Below are 18,424 nucleotides of genomic sequence, written 5' to 3' on the forward strand. Positions count from 1 at the left end.
TTTAAAGAAATTTTGCCTTTTTTTGCTCCTTAAAGAAAAAAATCTGACAAATATCAATTTTGAGTCAGAATCGTTGTAAAAGCCATTGTATCAAGGGGTTTGACGATTTTTATAGAAAATAGTTTCACTTATCAAATGATATGAAAATGAGAATTGAAAACATATGAAATAGGTGTGTTACAAAACTTTTCTAATATTACTGTTATGTTACATATATTTTATAAAAAAACAATTAATTCGAGAAATAGTTAGAAAATAATGATATAATGTAATTGTTTGAAATCGGATAGATTTCAGTCTGATTTTGACAAATAAAATCACGGGGAAAATTATAATGGAAAATAAGGTACACTATAAGCTTCATAAAGTTAAGAAGCAATGGGTCACAATTGCAGTTGCCTCTGCAGCACTTGCTACTGTCGTAGGAGGATTGTCTGCAACAACATCTTCAGTTTCAGCGGATGAAACTCAAGATAAGATAGTAACTCAACCAAATTTAGATACAACAGCCGATTTAGTTACTTCTACAGAAGCAACCAAAGAAGTCGATAAACGTACAAATACAAAAGAAGCAGATGTTTTAACGCCTGCTAAAGAAACAAATGCCGTCGAAACAGCAACTACAACGAACACACAAGCAACAGCTGAAGCAGCTACAACAGCAACAACTTCTGATGTAGCGGTGGCAGCTGTTCCAAATAAAGAAGCAGTTGTGACAACAGATGCACCAGCTGTTACAACTGAAAAAGCAGAAGAACAACCAGCAACAGTGAAGGCTGAAGTTGTAAACACAGAAGTTAAAGCGCCAGAAGCTGCTTTGAAAGATTCAGAAGTAGAAGCTGCGCTTTCCTTGAAAAACATCAAAAACATTGATGGTAAATATTACTATGTTAATGAAGATGGTTCACACAAAGAAAACTTTGCCATTACTGTAAATGGTCAATTGCTTTACTTCGGTAAAGATGGTGCCCTTACAAGCTCATCAACATACTCTTTCACACCAGGAACAACAAATATTGTTGATGGTTTCTCAATAAATAACCGTGCCTACGATTCATCTGAAGCTAGCTTTGAATTGATTGATGGTTATTTGACTGCAGATAGCTGGTACCGTCCAGCTTCTATCATCAAAGATGGTGTAACTTGGCAAGCATCAACTGCAGAAGATTTCCGTCCACTTTTGATGGCTTGGTGGCCAAATGTAGATACACAAGTTAACTACTTGAACTACATGTCTAAAGTATTTAACTTGGATGCTAAATACACTAGCACAGATAAGCAAGAAACTTTGAATGTTGCTGCTAAGGATATCCAAGTTAAGATTGAACAGAAGATTCAGGCTGAAAAATCAACACAATGGTTGCGTGAAACTATTTCTGCTTTTGTTAAGACACAACCACAATGGAACAAAGAAACTGAAAACTACTCTAAAGGTGGCGGCGAAGATCACCTTCAAGGTGGTGCCCTTCTCTATGTAAATGATTCACGTACACCATGGGCTAACTCTAACTATCGTCTTTTGAACCATACGGCTACTAATCAAAAGGGTACAATTGATAAGTCAGTTCTTGATGAGCAGTCAGATCCAAACCACATGGGCGGTTTCGACTTCTTGCTAGCTAATGACGTAGATTTGTCAAACCCAGTTGTTCAAGCGGAACAATTGAACCAAATCCACTACCTTATGAACTGGGGTTCAATCGTTATGGGTGACAAGGATGCTAACTTCGATGGTATCCGTGTCGACGCGGTAGATAATGTCGATGCAGACATGCTTCAACTCTACACAAACTACTTCCGTGAGTACTATGGTGTTAACAAATCTGAAGCAAACGCTCTTGCTCACATCTCAGTCCTTGAAGCATGGAGTCTTAATGACAACCACTACAATGACAAGACAGATGGCGCTGCGCTTGCTATGGAAAACAAACAACGTTTGGCTCTCCTCTTCTCATTGGCTAAACCAATCAAAGAACGTACACCGGCTGTAAGTCCTTTGTATAACAATACTTTTAACACGACACAACGTGATGAAAAGACTGATTGGATTAACAAAGATGGAAGCAAGGCCTATAACGAAGACGGAACAGTTAAACAGTCTACAATCGGTAAATACAACGAGAAATACGGAGATGCGTCAGGAAACTACGTCTTTATCCGTGCCCATGATAACAACGTTCAAGATATTATTGCTGAAATCATCAAGAAAGAAATCAATCCAAAATCAGATGGTTTCACAATCACTGATGCTGAAATGAAGAAAGCCTTTGAGATTTATAACAAAGACATGCTCAGCAGCGACAAAAAATATACCTTGAACAACATCCCAGCAGCATACGCTGTTATGTTGCAAAACATGGAAACAATCACTCGTGTCTACTATGGAGACCTTTATACAGATAATGGTAATTACATGGAAACTAAGTCTCCATATTACGATACCATTGTTAACTTGATGAAGAATCGTATCAAGTATGTATCTGGTGGACAAGCTCAACGTTCATACTGGTTGCCAACTGATGGTAAGATGGACAATTCAGATGTTGAACTCTACCGTACAAATGAAGTCTATGCTTCAGTACGTTATGGTAAAGACATCATGACAGCTGATGATACAGCAGGTTCTAAATACAGCCGTACATCTGGTCAGGTAACACTTGTAGCTAACAATCCAAAATTGACTTTGGATCAATCAGCTAAATTAAAAGTTGAAATGGGTAAAATCCATGCCAACCAAAAATACCGTGCTTTGATTGTTGGTACAGCTGATGGTATCAAGAACTTTACATCTGATGCAGATGCAATCGCAGCAGGTTACGTGAAAGAAACAGACAGCAACGGTGTCTTGACTTTCGGTGCGAATGACATTAAGGGTTATGAAACATTTGATATGTCTGGTTTCGTAGCAGTTTGGGTTCCAGTTGGAGCTTCAGATGGTCAAGATATTCGAGTAGCGCCTTCAACAGAAGCTAAAAAAGAAGGAGAGTTGACTCTTAAAGCGACTGAAGCTTATGATTCACAATTGATCTACGAAGGATTCTCTAACTTCCAAACTATTCCAGATGGTTCAGATCCTTCAGTTTATACTAACCGTAAGATTGCTGAAAATGTTGATTTGTTCAAGTCATGGGGCGTAACATCATTTGAAATGGCACCTCAATTTGTATCTGCTGACGATGGTACTTTCCTTGACTCAGTTATCCAAAATGGTTATGCCTTTGCGGACCGTTATGACCTTGCTATGAGTAAGAACAATAAATACGGTTCTAAAGAAGACCTTCGTGATGCTCTTAAGGCACTTCACAAAGCTGGTATCCAAGCAATCGCTGACTGGGTTCCAGACCAAATTTACCAATTGCCAGGTAAGGAAGTCGTAACAGCGACTCGTACTGATGGTGCTGGACGTAAGATTGCGGATGCCATCATTGATCACTCGCTTTATGTAGCTAATACTAAGTCATCAGGTAAAGATTACCAAGCTAAATACGGTGGTGAATTCTTGGCTGAGCTTAAAGCTAAATACCCTGAAATGTTCAAGGTAAACATGATCTCAACTGGTAAACCAATTGATGATTCTGTTAAATTGAAACAATGGAAGGCTGAATACTTCAACGGAACAAACGTTCTTGAACGTGGTGTTGGCTATGTACTTAGCGATGAAGCAACTGGTAAATACTTCACAGTCACTAAAGATGGTAACTTCATTCCTCTTCAATTGACAGGCAATGAAAAGGTTGTTACTGGATTCTCAAATGACGGTAAAGGAATTACTTACTTCGGTACAAGTGGTACTCAAGCTAAGTCTGCCTTTGTAACCTTCAATGGTAATACTTATTACTTTGATGCGCGTGGTCACATGGTTACCAATGGTGAATATTCACCAAATGGTAAAGACGTTTATCGTTTCTTGCCAAATGGTATCATGTTGAGCAATGCCTTCTACGTTGATGCTAATGGTAATACATACCTTTATAACTCTAAAGGTCAAATGTACAAGGGTGGTTACACTAAATTTGACGTTACTGAAACTGATAAAGACGGTAAAGAGTCTAAGGTTGTGAAATTTCGTTACTTCACTAATGAAGGTGTCATGGCCAAAGGTGTTACGGTTATTGATGGCTTCACACAATACTTTGGAGAAGACGGTTTCCAAGCTAAAGATAAGTTAGTAACCTTTAAAGGTAAAACTTATTACTTTGACGCACACACTGGTAATGCTATCAAGAATACTTGGAGAAATATCGATGGTAAGTGGTACCACTTTGATGCAAACGGTGTTGCTGCTACAGGTGCCCAAGTGATTAACGGCCAAAAACTTTACTTTAATGAAGATGGAAGTCAAGTTAAAGGCGGCGTTGTTAAGAATGCAGATGGTACTTATAGCAAGTACAAAGAAGGTTCTGGAGAGCTAGTGACTAACGAATTCTTCACAACTGATGGCAATGTTTGGTACTATGCAGGTGCAAACGGTAAGACTGTTACTGGTGCCCAAGTTATCAATGGACAACACCTCTACTTTAATGCAGACGGAAGCCAAGTTAAGGGTGGTGTTGTTAAGAATGCAGATGGTACTTATAGCAAGTACGATGCTGCAACAGGTGAACGCTTGGCTAATGAATTCTTCACAACAGGCGACAACAATTGGTACTACATTGGTGCTAATGGTAAGACAGTAACTGGTGAAGTTAAAATTGGTGACGATACTTATTACTTTGCTAAAGATGGTAAACAAGTAAAAGGGCAAACAGTAAGTGCTGGCAATGGTCGAATCAGCTATTACTATGGTGATAGTGGTAAGAGAGCTGTCAGCACATGGGTAGAAATCCAGCCAGGAGTTTACGTTTACTTTGATAAGAATGGTCTTGCTTACCCACCTAGAGTGCTAAACTAATAGACATGAAAAGGAGAACTTCGGTTCTCTTTTTTATATTTTCTGAGAAAAAGTTCTTTTTGAAAAATACCCTTTCAAGTCGCTTACATGACGGATTTTTAATTTAATATTAAGATGGTAAAAAAGTCATTAAAATAAGTTGTATTAAGTTCTTTTGATAGTGAAAAATGATATAATAAGTAAGTCTTTAAGGTGTAGATTTTAAGACAAAAAATATATTGGGGAAAAATTGAATATGGAAAATAAAGTACGCTATAAACTGCATAAAGTGAAGAAGCAGTGGGTTACTTTAGCTGTCGCTTCAGCAGCTTTGGCTACCATTGTAGGTGGTAGTGTTGCCACATCTTCACTCGCCTCTGCAGAAGAAATAAATAATACTAATGGATCACCTTCAACAACTACAGTCGGGGAGAATACAAATCCTGTGGTTGAAAAAGAGGTAGGCACAACAACTGAGGGAGCAAATACTTCAAATGCCACAACAACAGACCGAGCAACAGTTACTGCTGACAAACCAGCTGAAACGACAGTTCAACCACATTCAGGAGCAACTAGTGATAGAGCTGCAGCAGTAGAGGTTGAAGCCAAACCTGAAACGACTGCTAAGCCAGAAGTAGCCGCTAAACCAGAAACTGCTACAACATCGGAAGTAGCTGCAAATGCTGGTGTAGCCGCTCCAACGGCTGACAAGTCTAAAGAGCTTTCTGAAGCTGAAATTAAAGCTGCAGTCTCGCTCGATAATATTAAAAAAGAAAAAGATGGTAAATATTACTATCTTTTAGAAGATGGATCACATAAGAAAAACTTTGCCATTACTGTAAATGGTCAGGTCCTTTATTTTGATGAAAATGGTGTCCTTTCAAGCACATCAACTTATTCATTCACACAAGAAACAACAAATCTTGTCACTGATTTTACTAAAAACAATGCTGCTTACGATTCAACAAAAGCAAACTTTGAACTTGTTGATGGTTATTTGACAGCTGATAGTTGGTACCGTCCAAAAGAAATCCTTGAAGCAGGAACAACTTGGAAAGCGTCAACTGAAAAAGATTTTCGTCCACTTTTGATGTCTTGGTGGCCTGATAAGGATACTCAAGTAGCTTACTTGAACTACATGACTAAGGCTCTTAGCAATGGTGAAGAAACAAAAGATGTCTTTACGATTGAAAATTCTCAAACTAGCTTGAATGCCGCTGCTCAAATCATTCAACGTAAGATTGAGGTTAAGATTGCTGCTAATAAGTCAACAGACTGGTTGCGTCAGTCAATCGAGGCCTTTGTTAAAGACCAAGATAAATGGAACATTAACTCTGAATCACCAGGTAAAGAACACTTCCAAAAAGGGGCTCTCCTCTTTGTTAATAGTGATTTAACGAAGTGGGCTAACTCAGACTACCGTAAACTTGATCAAACAGCGACAAGCCGTTTGCCAAAAGACAAGATTAAGAGTGGTAGCGATGCTGGTTATGAGTTCTTGCTTTCAAGCGATATCGATAACTCAAATCCAATTGTACAAGCTGAAATGCTTAACCAATTGTATTACTTCATGAACTGGGGACAAATCGTCTTTGGTGATAAGGATAAAGATGCCCACTTTGATGGTATCCGTGTCGATGCCGTGGATAATGTTAGCATCGATATGCTTCAATTGGTGTCTTCATACATGAAGGCTGCTTACAAGGTTAATGAGTCTGAAGCGCGTGCCCTTGCTAATATCTCAATTCTTGAAGCTTGGTCACAAAATGACCCATATTATGTTGACGAACACAATACAGCTGCCCTTTCTATGGATAATGGTCTCCGTTTGTCTATTGTTCATGGATTGACTCGTCCGGTAACGAATAAGGGTACAGGTGCACGTAATGCATCAATGAAGGACCTTATTAACGGTGGTTATTTTGGTCTTTCAAACCGTGCGGAAGTTACCTCATATGATCAACTTGGTTTTGCAACCTACCTCTTTGTTCGTGCACACGACTCAGAAGTTCAAACGGTTATCGCAGACATTATCAGTAAGAAAATTGATCCTACAACAGATGGTTTCACATTCACATTAGACCAATTGAAACAGGCTTTCGACATTTATAATGCGGATATGTTGAAAGTTGATAAGGAATATACACACTCAAATATCCCTGCTGCCTATGCTTTGATGCTTCAAACAATGGGTGCAGCAACTCGTGTATATTACGGAGACTTGTATACTGATAACGGTCAATACATGGCTAAGAAATCACCATACTTTGACCAAATCACGACACTTCTTAAAGCTCGTTCTAAATATGTAGCCGGTGGACAAACATCTTATATCCATAACCTTGCTGGTGATGGCGTGTCATCTGCTAAAGACAACAAAGAAGTTCTTGTCTCTGTCCGTTACGGTCAAGATTTGATGTCTAAGACAGATACAGAAGGTGGAAAATACGGCCGCAATTCTGGTATGTTGACCCTTATTGCTAATAACCCAGATTTGAAATTAGCAGATGGTGAAACGATTACTGTAAATATGGGTGCAGCCCACAAGAACCAAGCCTACCGTCCACTCTTGCTTGGTACGGATAAAGGTATCGTGTCATCATTGAATGATTCAGATACTAAGATTGTTAAATATACAGATGCACAAGGAAATCTTGTCTTCACAGCTGATGAAATCAAAGGCTTTAAGACTGTTGATATGAGTGGTTACCTTTCAGTTTGGGTACCAGTAGGTGCGACTGAAGATCAAAACGTTCTTGCTAAACCATCAACAAAAGCCTACAAAGAAGGGGATAAGGTTTATAGCTCTTCTGCAGCCCTTGAAGCACAAGTGATTTACGAAGGTTTCTCAAACTTCCAAGACTTTGTTAAAGAAGACAGTCAATATACTAATAAATTGATTGCAGCTAATGCAGACCTCTTCAAGTCATGGGGCATTACGTCATTTGAAATTGCACCTCAATATGTCTCATCTAAAGATGGCACTTTCCTTGATTCTATTATTGAAAATGGTTATGCCTTCACAGACCGTTATGACTTTGCCATGAGCAAAAACAATAAATACGGTTCAAAAGAAGACCTTCGTGATGCCCTCAAGGCTCTTCACAAACAAGGTATTCAAGTCATTGCTGACTGGGTTCCAGACCAATTGTATACTCTCCCAGGTAAAGAAGTAGTGACAGCTACTCGTACAGATACACATGGTAAGGTGCTTGATGATACTAGCTTGGTTAATAAACTCTATGTGACAAATACTAAGTCATCAGGAAATGATTTCCAAGCACAGTATGGTGGTGCCTTCCTCGACAAACTTCAAAAACTTTATCCAGAAATCTTCAAAGAAGTTATGGAAGCGTCAGGTAAGACAATTGATCCATCTGTGAAGATTAAACAATGGGAAGCTAAGTACTTTAACGGTACAAATATCCAAAAACATGGTTCTGACTACGTTCTCAGCGATGGTAAATTGTACTTCACCGTTAACGATAAAGGTACCTTCCTTCCAGCAGCCTTGACTGGTGATACAAAAGCTAAAACTGGATTTGCTTATGATGGTACAGGGGTAACTTATTACACAACATCTGGTACTCAAGCTAAGAGTCAATTTGTGACATATAATGGCAAACAGTACTACTTTAACGATAAGGGTTACCTTGTAACTGGTGAACAAGCTATCGACGGTTCAAACTATTTCTTCTTGCCAAATGGTGTTATGTTTACTGATGGTGTTATTAAAAATGCCAAAGGTCAATCATTGGTTTATGGTAAGTCAGGTAAATTGACGACTCAAACTGGTTGGAAAGAAGTTACCGTTAAAGATGACAGTGGTAAGGAAGAGAAATTCTACCAATACTTCTTCAAGGGTGGCATCATGGCTACTGGTTTGACTGAAGTAGAAGGTAAGGAAAAATACTTCTATGACAATGGTTACCAAGCTAAAGGTATCTTCATTCCTACAAAAGATGGACATTTGATGTTCTTCTGTGGCGATTCAGGTGAACGTAAGTACTCAGGCTTCTTTGAACAAGATGGTAACTGGTACTACGCTAATGATAAGGGCTATGTTGCCACTGGATTTACTAAGGTAGGCAAACAAAACCTTTACTTCAATGAAAAAGGTGTTCAAGTTAAGAACCGCTTCTTCCAAGTTGGTGATGCTACATACTATGCAAATAACGAAGGTGATGTTCTTCGTGGTGCGCAAACCATCAATGGTGACGAGCTCTACTTTGATGAGTCAGGTAAACAAGTTAAAGGTGAGTTCGTGAACAATCCTGATGGAACGACTTCATACTACGATGCCATTACAGGTGTGAAACTTGTGGATACATCACTAGTAGTTAATGGTCAAACCTTTAATATCGATGCTAAGGGTGTTGTGACTAAGGCACATACACCAGGCTTCTATACTACAGGGGACAACAACTGGTTCTATGCAGATTCACATGGACGTAATGTCACAGGTGCTCAGATTATCAATGGTCAACATCTCTACTTTGATGCAAATGGTCGTCAAGTTAAGGGTGGCTTCGTAACGAACACTGACGGTAGTCGTTCATTCTACCATTGGAATACTGGTGATAAATTGGTATCAACCTTCTTCACTACCGGTCATGATAGATGGTATTATGCTGATGATAAGGGAAATGTCGTTACAGGAGCTCAAGTGATTAACGGTCAAAAACTCTTCTTTGCTACTGATGGTAAACAGGTTAAAGGTGACTTTGCAACAAATGCGAATGGCAGCCGTTCATACTACCATGGAGCTACTGGTAATAAGTTAGTCTCAACCTTCTTCACTACTGGAGACAACAACTGGTACTATGCTGATGCCAAAGGTGAACTTGTTGTTGGCGAACAGACAATCAACGGCCAAAACCTTTACTTTGACCAAACTGGTAAGCAAGTGAAAGGTGCAACAGCTGCGAATCCTGATGGCTCAATCTCTTACTATGATGTTCATACAGGGGAAAAGGCTATTAATCGTTGGGTTAAAATTCCTTCAGGGCAATGGGTATACTTCAATGCTCAAGGAAAAGGCTACGTGTCAAATTAAGATTAATGAATGAAAGAAGTCAATCACTTTTGTGGTTGCTTTTTTCGTAAAAAATTGTCTCTTTTTTATACATTCAGGTCATTTGTCTGGCCAAAAAAGTGGTATAATAACTCTTGCTAAATCTTTATTTTGGAGTACACATGGCTAAGTCAAAAAATACTATTGAAAGTCGGATAGATTACTCGATTCTCCTGCCAGTTCTCATATTACTACTGGTTGGCCTGGTTTCGATATTTATCGCGACAAATTTTGATTACCCAAAGAATCTTGTGCAAGTCATGTCCCAGCAAGTACTATGGATTTTTCTAGGTTCAGTACTTGCTTTTGTTGTCATGTTATTTAATACAGAGTTTCTTTGGAAGGCAACCCCCTGGCTCTATATTTTTGGCCTGGGGCTTATGGTTCTGCCTCTTGTTTTTTATTCACCTGCTTTGGTTGCCTCGACAGGGGCAAAAAACTGGGTCAGCATTGGATCAGTCACCCTTTTTCAACCATCAGAATTTATGAAGATATCCTACATCCTTTTTCTTTCGAGAATAGGTGTTTGGGCTAAACAAGGAAAGGAAGTAACTGAACTTCAAGATGACTGGTTGCTACTTTTCCAATATGTAGCGGTCACGCTTCCTGTCTTAGGTCTACTGGTTCTTCAAGGTGATATGGGGACAGCCTTAGTCTTCCTCGCTATTTTAGCAGGTATAATAGTTGTTTCGGGAATATCCTGGCGTATTATCTTGCCGGTAGTTCTAGCTTTTGCAGTGGGGTTAGGCTTGTTTGTAATGGTATTTACCACAGATTGGGGTAAGGAAGCTATGCTCAAGATGGGGGTACAAACCTACCAGATTAACCGTATCTCAGCTTGGTTGGATCCCTTCACTTATGCAGATGGTATCGCCTTTCAACAGACACAGGGGATGATTTCGATTGGTACTGGAGGAATCTATGGTAAAGGCTTTAATCATCTGGAGTTGAACGTACCGGTTCGTGAGAGTGACATGATTTTCACAGTTATTGCGGAAGACTTTGGTTTGGTAGGTGGTGGATTGGTTCTTCTAACCTATCTCTTCCTTATTTATCGCATGTTGCGGGTGACATTCAGGTCTAACAATCGTTTCTATACCTTTATTTCGACAGGTTTTATCATGATGATTGTCTTCCATATTTTTGAAAATATTGGGGCAGCAGTGGGAATTCTTCCTTTGACAGGTATTCCTTTACCTTTCATTTCCCAAGGGGGATCATCACTCATCTCTAACTTGATTGGTGTTGGTTTGGTGCTTTCGATGGCTTATCAAACCAATCTCAACGAGGAAAATAAAATTCTCTTAGCAATGTCTCGTCGGATGCGTACGTCTGGAACTAGTCAAGTGAAACCTGTTTCTAAGAGTAAGTCTAAGAAGAACAAGTCTTCGAAGAGTGTTACTAAGGCCACTCAAGAATTGGGCAAGGCTAAAGATAAGGTTGATAAGGCCACTGAGAAAATGCGTCAAACCATTTCTCAAAATACGCCAAGCATTCATCAAGGCAAGCGTCGTAAGGGTTCAAAAAAGAAACCGACACGTAAACATTAAGAAGAAGCAAGTTGGTTAATCCAACTTGTTTTTCTTTGAAAAAAATTAAGGTCTGTGACCTTTTCTTTGCCCCTGCCTATGGTATAATAGAAGTCGACTATTTCGAAAAGGGGTTTGCTATGATAGAGACAGCCAAACAGCAAGAACGTGCTATTTTAGTAGGTGTTGAATTGCAAGAGACAGAGCATTTTGACATGTCAATGGAGGAACTTGCCAGTCTTGCCAAAACTGCAGGGGCAGAGGTTGTAGCTAGCTATACCCAAAAACGTGAACGCTATGATAGTAAGTCTTTCGTGGGTTCAGGAAAATTAGAAGAAATCAAGGCCATGGTGGATGCGGATGAGATTAGCACTGTCATCGTCAATAACCGTTTAACGCCTCGTCAAAATACCAATCTTGAAGCTGCATTTGGCGTAAAAGTTATTGATCGCATGCAATTAATTCTGGATATCTTCGCCATGAGGGCTAGAAGCCATGAAGGTAAACTTCAGGTTCACCTAGCTCAGCTTAAGTACATGTTGCCTCGTTTGGCTGGTCAAGGGATTATGCTCAGCCGTCAAGCAGGGGGCATTGGTAGTCGTGGACCTGGTGAAAGTCAGTTGGAGCTCAATCGTCGTTCGATTCGTAACCAGATAGCCGATATTGAACGCCAGTTAAAGATTGTTGAGAAGAACCGAGAAACCATTCGCGAAAAGCGTGTTGATTCAAGTACCTTTAAAATTGGCTTGATAGGTTACACCAATGCTGGGAAGTCAACAATCATGAACCTTATGACGGATGATAAGCAGTATGAGGCCAATGAACTTTTCGCGACCTTGGATGCAACGACTAAGAAAATTTACTTAAAAGATCAGTTTCAAGTGACCTTGACAGATACGGTTGGTTTTATCCAGGATTTGCCAACAGAATTGGTTGCTGCCTTTAAGTCAACGCTTGAAGAAAGTCGTAATGTGGACCTCCTTTTGCATGTCATTGATGCGAGTGATCCTAATCACGAAGAGCATGAAAAGGTGGTCTTAGACATTCTCAAAGACTTAGACATGACTGATATTCCTCGCCTAGCAATCTACAATAAGATGGATGTAGCTGATAATCTAGTAGCAACAGTCTTTCCTAATGTTCGCCTCTCAGCACGTGACAAGGGAAGTCGTGAGGCCCTCAGAAGACTCTTGATTGATGAAATTCAACAGATTTTTGAACCCTTTAGTATTAAGGTACATCAGGATCAAGCTTATAAACTTTATCAGTTGAGTCAATTGGCCTTGCTAAATAGCTACACTTTTGAGACAGAAGTGGAAGAAATTACAGGCTATATTTCACCGAAAAATAAATGGAAATTGGAAGAATTTTATGACTGATTATATGGATTTAGCTTTAAAATATGGTGGTTTTACAAGTTTAGATAAGGTCTATCTGGAAAATACCTTATCAGACCTTTCGGACAGTCAAAAATTGGCCTTCATTACACCACCACCAAGCGTGATTAATGCTTATTTTGCAGAGATCTACCAGAAACAATCTCCTGAAGCAGCGACGGATTACTACTTGGAACTTTCAAAAGAGTTGAACCTCTTTAACCCTGCTCCATCTTTTGATGAGCACAAGCCTTTTATTCGTCTCAATCTTTCAGGAAAATCTTACGGTTTTTGCTTTGAAAATGCCGATGAAGTGGCCCTAGTCTTTGCAGAGCATTCAGAGGTTCCAACGGCTAGTATTTTGTTTGAGCTTGCTCAAGTTTTCCCACAGTATAAGGTTTATCTTGAAGGAACTCAAATTAAAATGGCCAAGGTTTACTTTGATGAAGAAGTGTTGGAAGAGTTGACACCAGAGACTCAGTTACTAAGTCGTGTAACTAAGCTGAAGGGAAACGTCATTAAGTTGGCTAGCTTTAATCAAGATGAATTAGTAGAACTTTTAGCTCAATATAAAGGGCAAACTGTTTATTATGGCTTTGCTCAGCGTGAATGCCTGGCTTATATTGTCCAGAAATAAAAAGAACGATAGATAGAAAGTATAGGAAGTCATGGAATTACAATTTTTAGGGACGGGTGCCGGGCAGCCCTCCAAGGCCCGTAATGTGTCGAGTCTGGTTTTGAAGTTACTCGATGAAATCAATGAAGTCTGGATGTTTGACTGTGGGGAAGGTACTCAACGTCAGATTTTAGAAACAACAATCAAACCTCGTAAAGTTAAGAAAATCTTTATCACACATATGCATGGGGACCATATCTTTGGTCTACCTGGTTTCTTGGCTAGCCGTTCCTTCCAATCTAGTGAAGAACAAACTGACCTTGAAGTTTATGGTCCAGTTGGTATTAAACAATACGTCATGACTAGCCTTCGTACCTCTGGGACACGCCTACCTTACCATGTGCATTTTAAGGAAATTGATGAGCATAAGCTAGGTTTGGTTATGGAAAATGACAAGTTCGCTGTTTATGCAGATAAGTTGGATCACACCATTTTTTGTATTGGTTATCGAGTGGTTCAAAAAGACCTCGAAGGAACCTTGGATGCTGAGGCTCTTAAAGCAGCAGGTGTGCCATTTGGACCACTTTTTGGTCAAATTAAGAATGGTCAAGATGTGGTTCTTGAAGATGGAACGAAAATCATTGCTAAGGACTTTATTTCCGCACCTAAGAAAGGTAAGGTTATCACTATCTTAGGTGATACCCGTAAGACAAATGCCAGTGTTCGTCTTGGATTGGGTGCAGATGTCTTGGTTCATGAGTCTACTTATGGTAAGGGCGATGAAAAAATTGCCAAGAGCCATGGGCATTCAACCAATATGCAAGCAGCACAGGTCGCTAAAGATGCTTCAGCTAAGCGCCTTCTTCTAAATCATGTATCAGCACGATTCTTGGGACGTGATATCGGTAAGATGGCAGCAGATGCTAAAACAATTTTCGAAAACACCCACATCGTTCGTGACTTGGAAGAGGTAGAAATCTAATGGCTAAACAACGTATTATTGCTATTACTGGTGCCTCAGGAGGCCTTGCTCAAGAAATTGTCAAGCAGCTCTCACCTAGTGATGGTATTATCCTCTTAGGACGAGATAAGGACAAACTTGAGAAATGTTATCGTCATGTGGAAAATAAAACCTGTCTTGCCATTGACCTAAGAGACGACAAGGCCATTAAAGAGATGGTCGATTATCTCTATCAACGATTTGGACGTATTGATGTCTTTATCAATAATGCTGGTTACGGTGAATTCAAGTCTTATGATAACTACACTAGCCAAGAAGTACGTGATATGTTTGATATCAATACCTTTGCAACGTTGACCTTTTCACGTTTGATGGCTGAGAAAATGGTGGAACAGGGCAATGGGCATATCGTTAATATTGCTAGTATGGCGGGAAAAATTGCGGCAGCCAACTCAAGTGTTTATGCAGCGACAAAGTTTGCGGTAATTGGCTTCTCAGATGCCCTGCGTCTAGAGCTTGCTGATAAAGGAGTCTATGTGACAACAGTCAATCCTGGTCCAATTGAGACAGGTTTCTTTGATCAAGCTGATCCCTCTGGAGTCTATCTTGAGAGTGTTAAAAAGTTTGTCCTCAGTCCTAAATACGTGGCTAAAAAGATTGTCCGTATTCTGGGCAAAAATAAACGTGAAGTTAATCTACCACGACTCTTATCAGTTGCCCACAAAGGCTACACGCTATTTCCACGAATCTCGGACAAACTAGCTACCAATGTGTTTAACTACAAATAGGAGGATACTAGATGGTCGCAAATATTCAAGCGTATTTAGAGAATCTCAAGCAACCCTGGGGTCAAATCTATTATGATATTCTTTTTGACCAATTACAGGACATCAAGGAGAAGCGAGTTCTTGATTTTGGCAGTGGCTTTGGCCCTGTGTCCAACCACCTAGCGTAAGAAAATAGAGTCCTAGCTGTGAAACCCAATGAGGAAATGGTGGCCTTGCGGTCCCAGAATCACCCCTATCAGCAACTAGTCGGAAGTTTGGAAAGGAGTTAAGATGTTAGAGTACAAACAAGAGATTCCAGAGATGACAGACCTACTCGCACTGTACAGTTCAGTCGGTTGGACCAATTATACCAACAACCCAGCTATGCTAGAAGAAGCTGTCAAAGCCAGTCTCTGGCAATTGGCAGTCTATGATGAGGAAGAGTTAGTAGCCTACATTCGCTTGGTAGGAGATGGCCACTCTGTCATTTTTGTACAGGACCTCTTGGTGCGACCAGATCACCAACGCCAAGGCATCGGAACGAAACTCTTAGAAGAGGCTTTAGGGACTTTCCCCAATGTCTATCAAAAGCTCCTTGCAACTGATCGTAGCGAGAAAAATCTAGCCTTTTACCAATCTCTGGGCTTTGTCGAACTTTCAGAGCAAGCTTGTACAGGGATGATTTATAAATATTGATGTAAAGGATTTCCAAATAGGGAATCTTTTTCTTGCTTTTCCTTATGTTGCTTGAAAGTGATAGTAGAATAGAGTTAGTTAACGTAAAGAGGAGAAGGGAATATCTGAGAGCAAACAAGTCAAATAAGGGAGCAATATCCAGACTATTATTTTGTCTAGAAAAGCAGATCTTGATTGGAAATGTACCACAAGTCTAAGCAACTTACGATGTTTGACATTCTCTTTTTAGGAAACTTAGCTTTCTATCCACTATGATAAATTTTTTCATGTTATAATAGATAGACTAGATGACAGGGAGAAAAGATAAAGACATGATTACATCAACGTATGATTGGAAAATAAACACAAAAGAGCCAGATGCTGGCTTTTTTAAACTTGCCAAAGAACATGGACTGGCAGAAACAGCAGCCAAGATTGCCTATGAACGTGGCATTACGACAGAAGATGCTCTTGAAGACTTTCTAAAGGCTGATTTATCACACCTTCATGACCCTTATCTTCTTCATGATATGGATAAGGCAGTGGCTAGAATTCGTCAGGCCATTGAAAATTATGAACAAATCTTAGTCTATGGAGACTATGATGCAGATGGTATGACATCAGCATCGATTGTCAAGGAAGCTCTTGAAATGATGGGAGCTGAGGCTCGAGTTTATTTGCCTAACCGTTTCACAGATGGTTATGGGCCAAATGAAAGTGTCTACAAGTACTTTATTGAGCAGGAAGGCATTTCACTCATTGTTACAGTGGATAATGGGGTAGCGGGGAATGAGGCTATCGCTTATGCGCAAGAGCAAGGTGTGGACGTTATCGTTACAGACCATCACAGTATGCCGGCCCAGCTTCCAGATGCCTATGCCATTGTCCATCCAGAGCATCCAGATGCCGATTACCCTTTTAAGTATTTGGCAGGTTGTGGTGTAGCCTTCAAATTGGCAACTGCCCTCCTTGAAACTATTCCTACTGAGATGTTGGACTTGGTAGCCATTGGTACCATTGCCGATATGGTTAGCCTAAGGGATGAAAATCGTATTATGGTCAAGGTTGGCCTGGAAATTCTAAAGACTACTGAGCGTATTGGACTGCAAGAGTTACTCCGTATTTCAGATGTAGACCCAACAACGATTTCTGAAGAAACGGTAGGATTTAAACTGGCCCCTCAACTCAATGCCTTGGGGCGCTTAGATGATCCAAATCCAGCCATTGAACTGCTGACCGGATTTGACGATGAAGAAGCCCAAGCCATTGCTCTGGAAATCAATGCTAAAAATGAAGAACGTAAGGAAGTTGTTCAAAACATCTTTGATGAAGCCATAACCATGGTAGACCGGGACAAACCTGTTCAGGTTCTGGCCAAGGAAGGCTGGCATCCTGGCGTTCTAGGTATTGTGGCGGGGCGTATCATGGAACAAATCAGTCAGACAGTAGTGGTTTTGAATATTGAAGATGGCTTGGCTAAGGGTTCCGCTCGTAGTTTGGAATCTATCAATATCTTCCATGCCCTTGATGACCACCGAGACATCTTTACTGCATTTGGAGGACATGCTGGAGCGGCGGGGATGACACTTCCTGAAGAAAATCTTGTACGACTATCAGAGATTTTGTGTCGTTATGTCTACGATAATGATATTGATACGAGTGCCAAAAATACGTTAAATTTAGACGAGGAGCTCCAACTCAGTGAGCTTAGCTTGGATACCATTAAGAGCCTAGAAAAACTAGCACCTTTTGGTATGGATAATAAAAAGCCAGTCTTTTGGCTACATGATATTACCGTTACTCAAGCTAGGACTATGGGACAAAACGGAGCCCATCTTAAGTTTAAGGTTAAGCAAGGAAAGGATAGTTTTGATGTTTTGGCCTTTAATAAAGGTCATTTGCTTCAAGAATTTCAACAGGCTCAGGGGTTGGAATTAGCAGTGACCCTGTCCGTTAATGTATGGAATGGTCAGACAACGCTCCAGCTCATGTTAGAAGATGCGCGTGTAGATGGTGTTCAATTATTTGATTTTCGCTCAAAAAATATGACACTGCCTGAAGGCCTACCAACGGTAGAAGAAGCAGCAGACACAGAGCCTGAGGTTGTCCTCAACACCCTACCGAATTCAGCGACGGAATTAAAAGAGTGGTTTGACGGTAAGGAATTCCAGGCTATTTATTTTAAGAATAGCATTAAGGAAGCCTATTATCTGACAGGTTATGGAACAAGAGAGCAATTTGCAAGGCTCTATAAAACCATTTACCAATTCCCAGAATTCGATGTTCGCTATAAATTGGATGAACTCAGTCATTACCTTAAAATCGACAAGATTCTCCTGATTAAGATGATTCAAATCTTTGAGGAATTGGATTTTGTGGCTATTGATAATGGTGTTATGACAGTCAATAAAGAAGCTGAGAAACGTGAGATTGAGGACAGTCAAATTTTCCAAGATCTGAAACGACTAGTTAAGTTCCAAGAACTCATGGCTCTGGGAACACCACAGGAAATTTATGATTGGCTGTATAAGTAGGGGAGTCTTAATCCAAAGGATT

At 40.0% G+C, this 18,424-nt stretch carries 8 protein-coding genes and 2 pseudogenes; all 10 read left to right on the forward strand.

Annotation, left to right across the window (positions count from 1 at the left end; translation table 11 throughout):
• Positions 1-334: 334 nt before the first annotated feature.
• Complete coding sequence (locus tag HMPREF2867_RS00870) at positions 335-4,891, forward strand: glycoside hydrolase family 70 protein (protein ID WP_070575065.1); 4,557 nt, start codon at positions 335-337, stop codon at positions 4,889-4,891.
• 235 nt (positions 4,892-5,126) lie between these two features.
• Entirely contained in the window at positions 5,127-9,926 is a 4,800-nt protein-coding gene (locus tag HMPREF2867_RS00875) for a glycoside hydrolase family 70 protein (RefSeq protein ID WP_070575069.1), read from the forward strand.
• Positions 9,927-10,066: 140 nt separating this feature from the next.
• Positions 10,067-11,236: pseudogene (locus HMPREF2867_RS00880) on the forward strand (FtsW/RodA/SpoVE family cell cycle protein); the annotation flags it as partial.
• 377 nt (positions 11,237-11,613) lie between these two features.
• Entirely contained in the window at positions 11,614-12,852 is a 1,239-nt protein-coding gene (hflX, locus tag HMPREF2867_RS00885) for a GTPase HflX (RefSeq protein ID WP_070575126.1), read from the forward strand.
• On the forward strand, positions 12,845-13,486 hold the full coding sequence (locus HMPREF2867_RS00890) for a cystathionine beta-lyase (protein ID WP_070575074.1): 642 nt from the start codon (positions 12,845-12,847) through the stop codon (positions 13,484-13,486). The genes hflX and HMPREF2867_RS00890 overlap by 8 nt, the downstream gene beginning before the upstream one ends.
• A gap of 31 nt (positions 13,487-13,517) precedes the next feature.
• Positions 13,518-14,447, forward strand: coding sequence for a ribonuclease Z (gene rnz / locus HMPREF2867_RS00895; RefSeq protein ID WP_002884122.1), 930 nt, complete (start codon positions 13,518-13,520; stop codon positions 14,445-14,447).
• Entirely contained in the window at positions 14,447-15,214 is a 768-nt protein-coding gene (locus HMPREF2867_RS00900; RefSeq protein WP_070575077.1) for an SDR family NAD(P)-dependent oxidoreductase, read from the forward strand. The genes rnz and HMPREF2867_RS00900 overlap by 1 nt, the downstream gene beginning before the upstream one ends.
• An 11-nt stretch (positions 15,215-15,225) precedes the next feature.
• Positions 15,226-15,477: pseudogene (locus HMPREF2867_RS11730) on the forward strand (class I SAM-dependent methyltransferase); the annotation flags it as partial.
• Positions 15,478-15,484: 7 nt separating this feature from the next.
• Positions 15,485-15,889, forward strand: a complete 405-nt coding sequence (locus HMPREF2867_RS00910) for a GNAT family N-acetyltransferase (protein WP_014634313.1) — start codon at positions 15,485-15,487, stop codon at positions 15,887-15,889.
• A gap of 311 nt (positions 15,890-16,200) precedes the next feature.
• Positions 16,201-18,402, forward strand: a complete 2,202-nt coding sequence (gene recJ, locus HMPREF2867_RS00915) for a single-stranded-DNA-specific exonuclease RecJ (RefSeq protein ID WP_070575080.1) — start codon at positions 16,201-16,203, stop codon at positions 18,400-18,402.
• Positions 18,403-18,424 lie beyond the last annotated feature (22 nt).

The sequence above is a fragment of the Streptococcus sp. HMSC064H09 genome, assembly GCF_001812625.1.
Taxonomy (GTDB): Bacteria; Bacillota; Bacilli; order Lactobacillales; family Streptococcaceae; genus Streptococcus.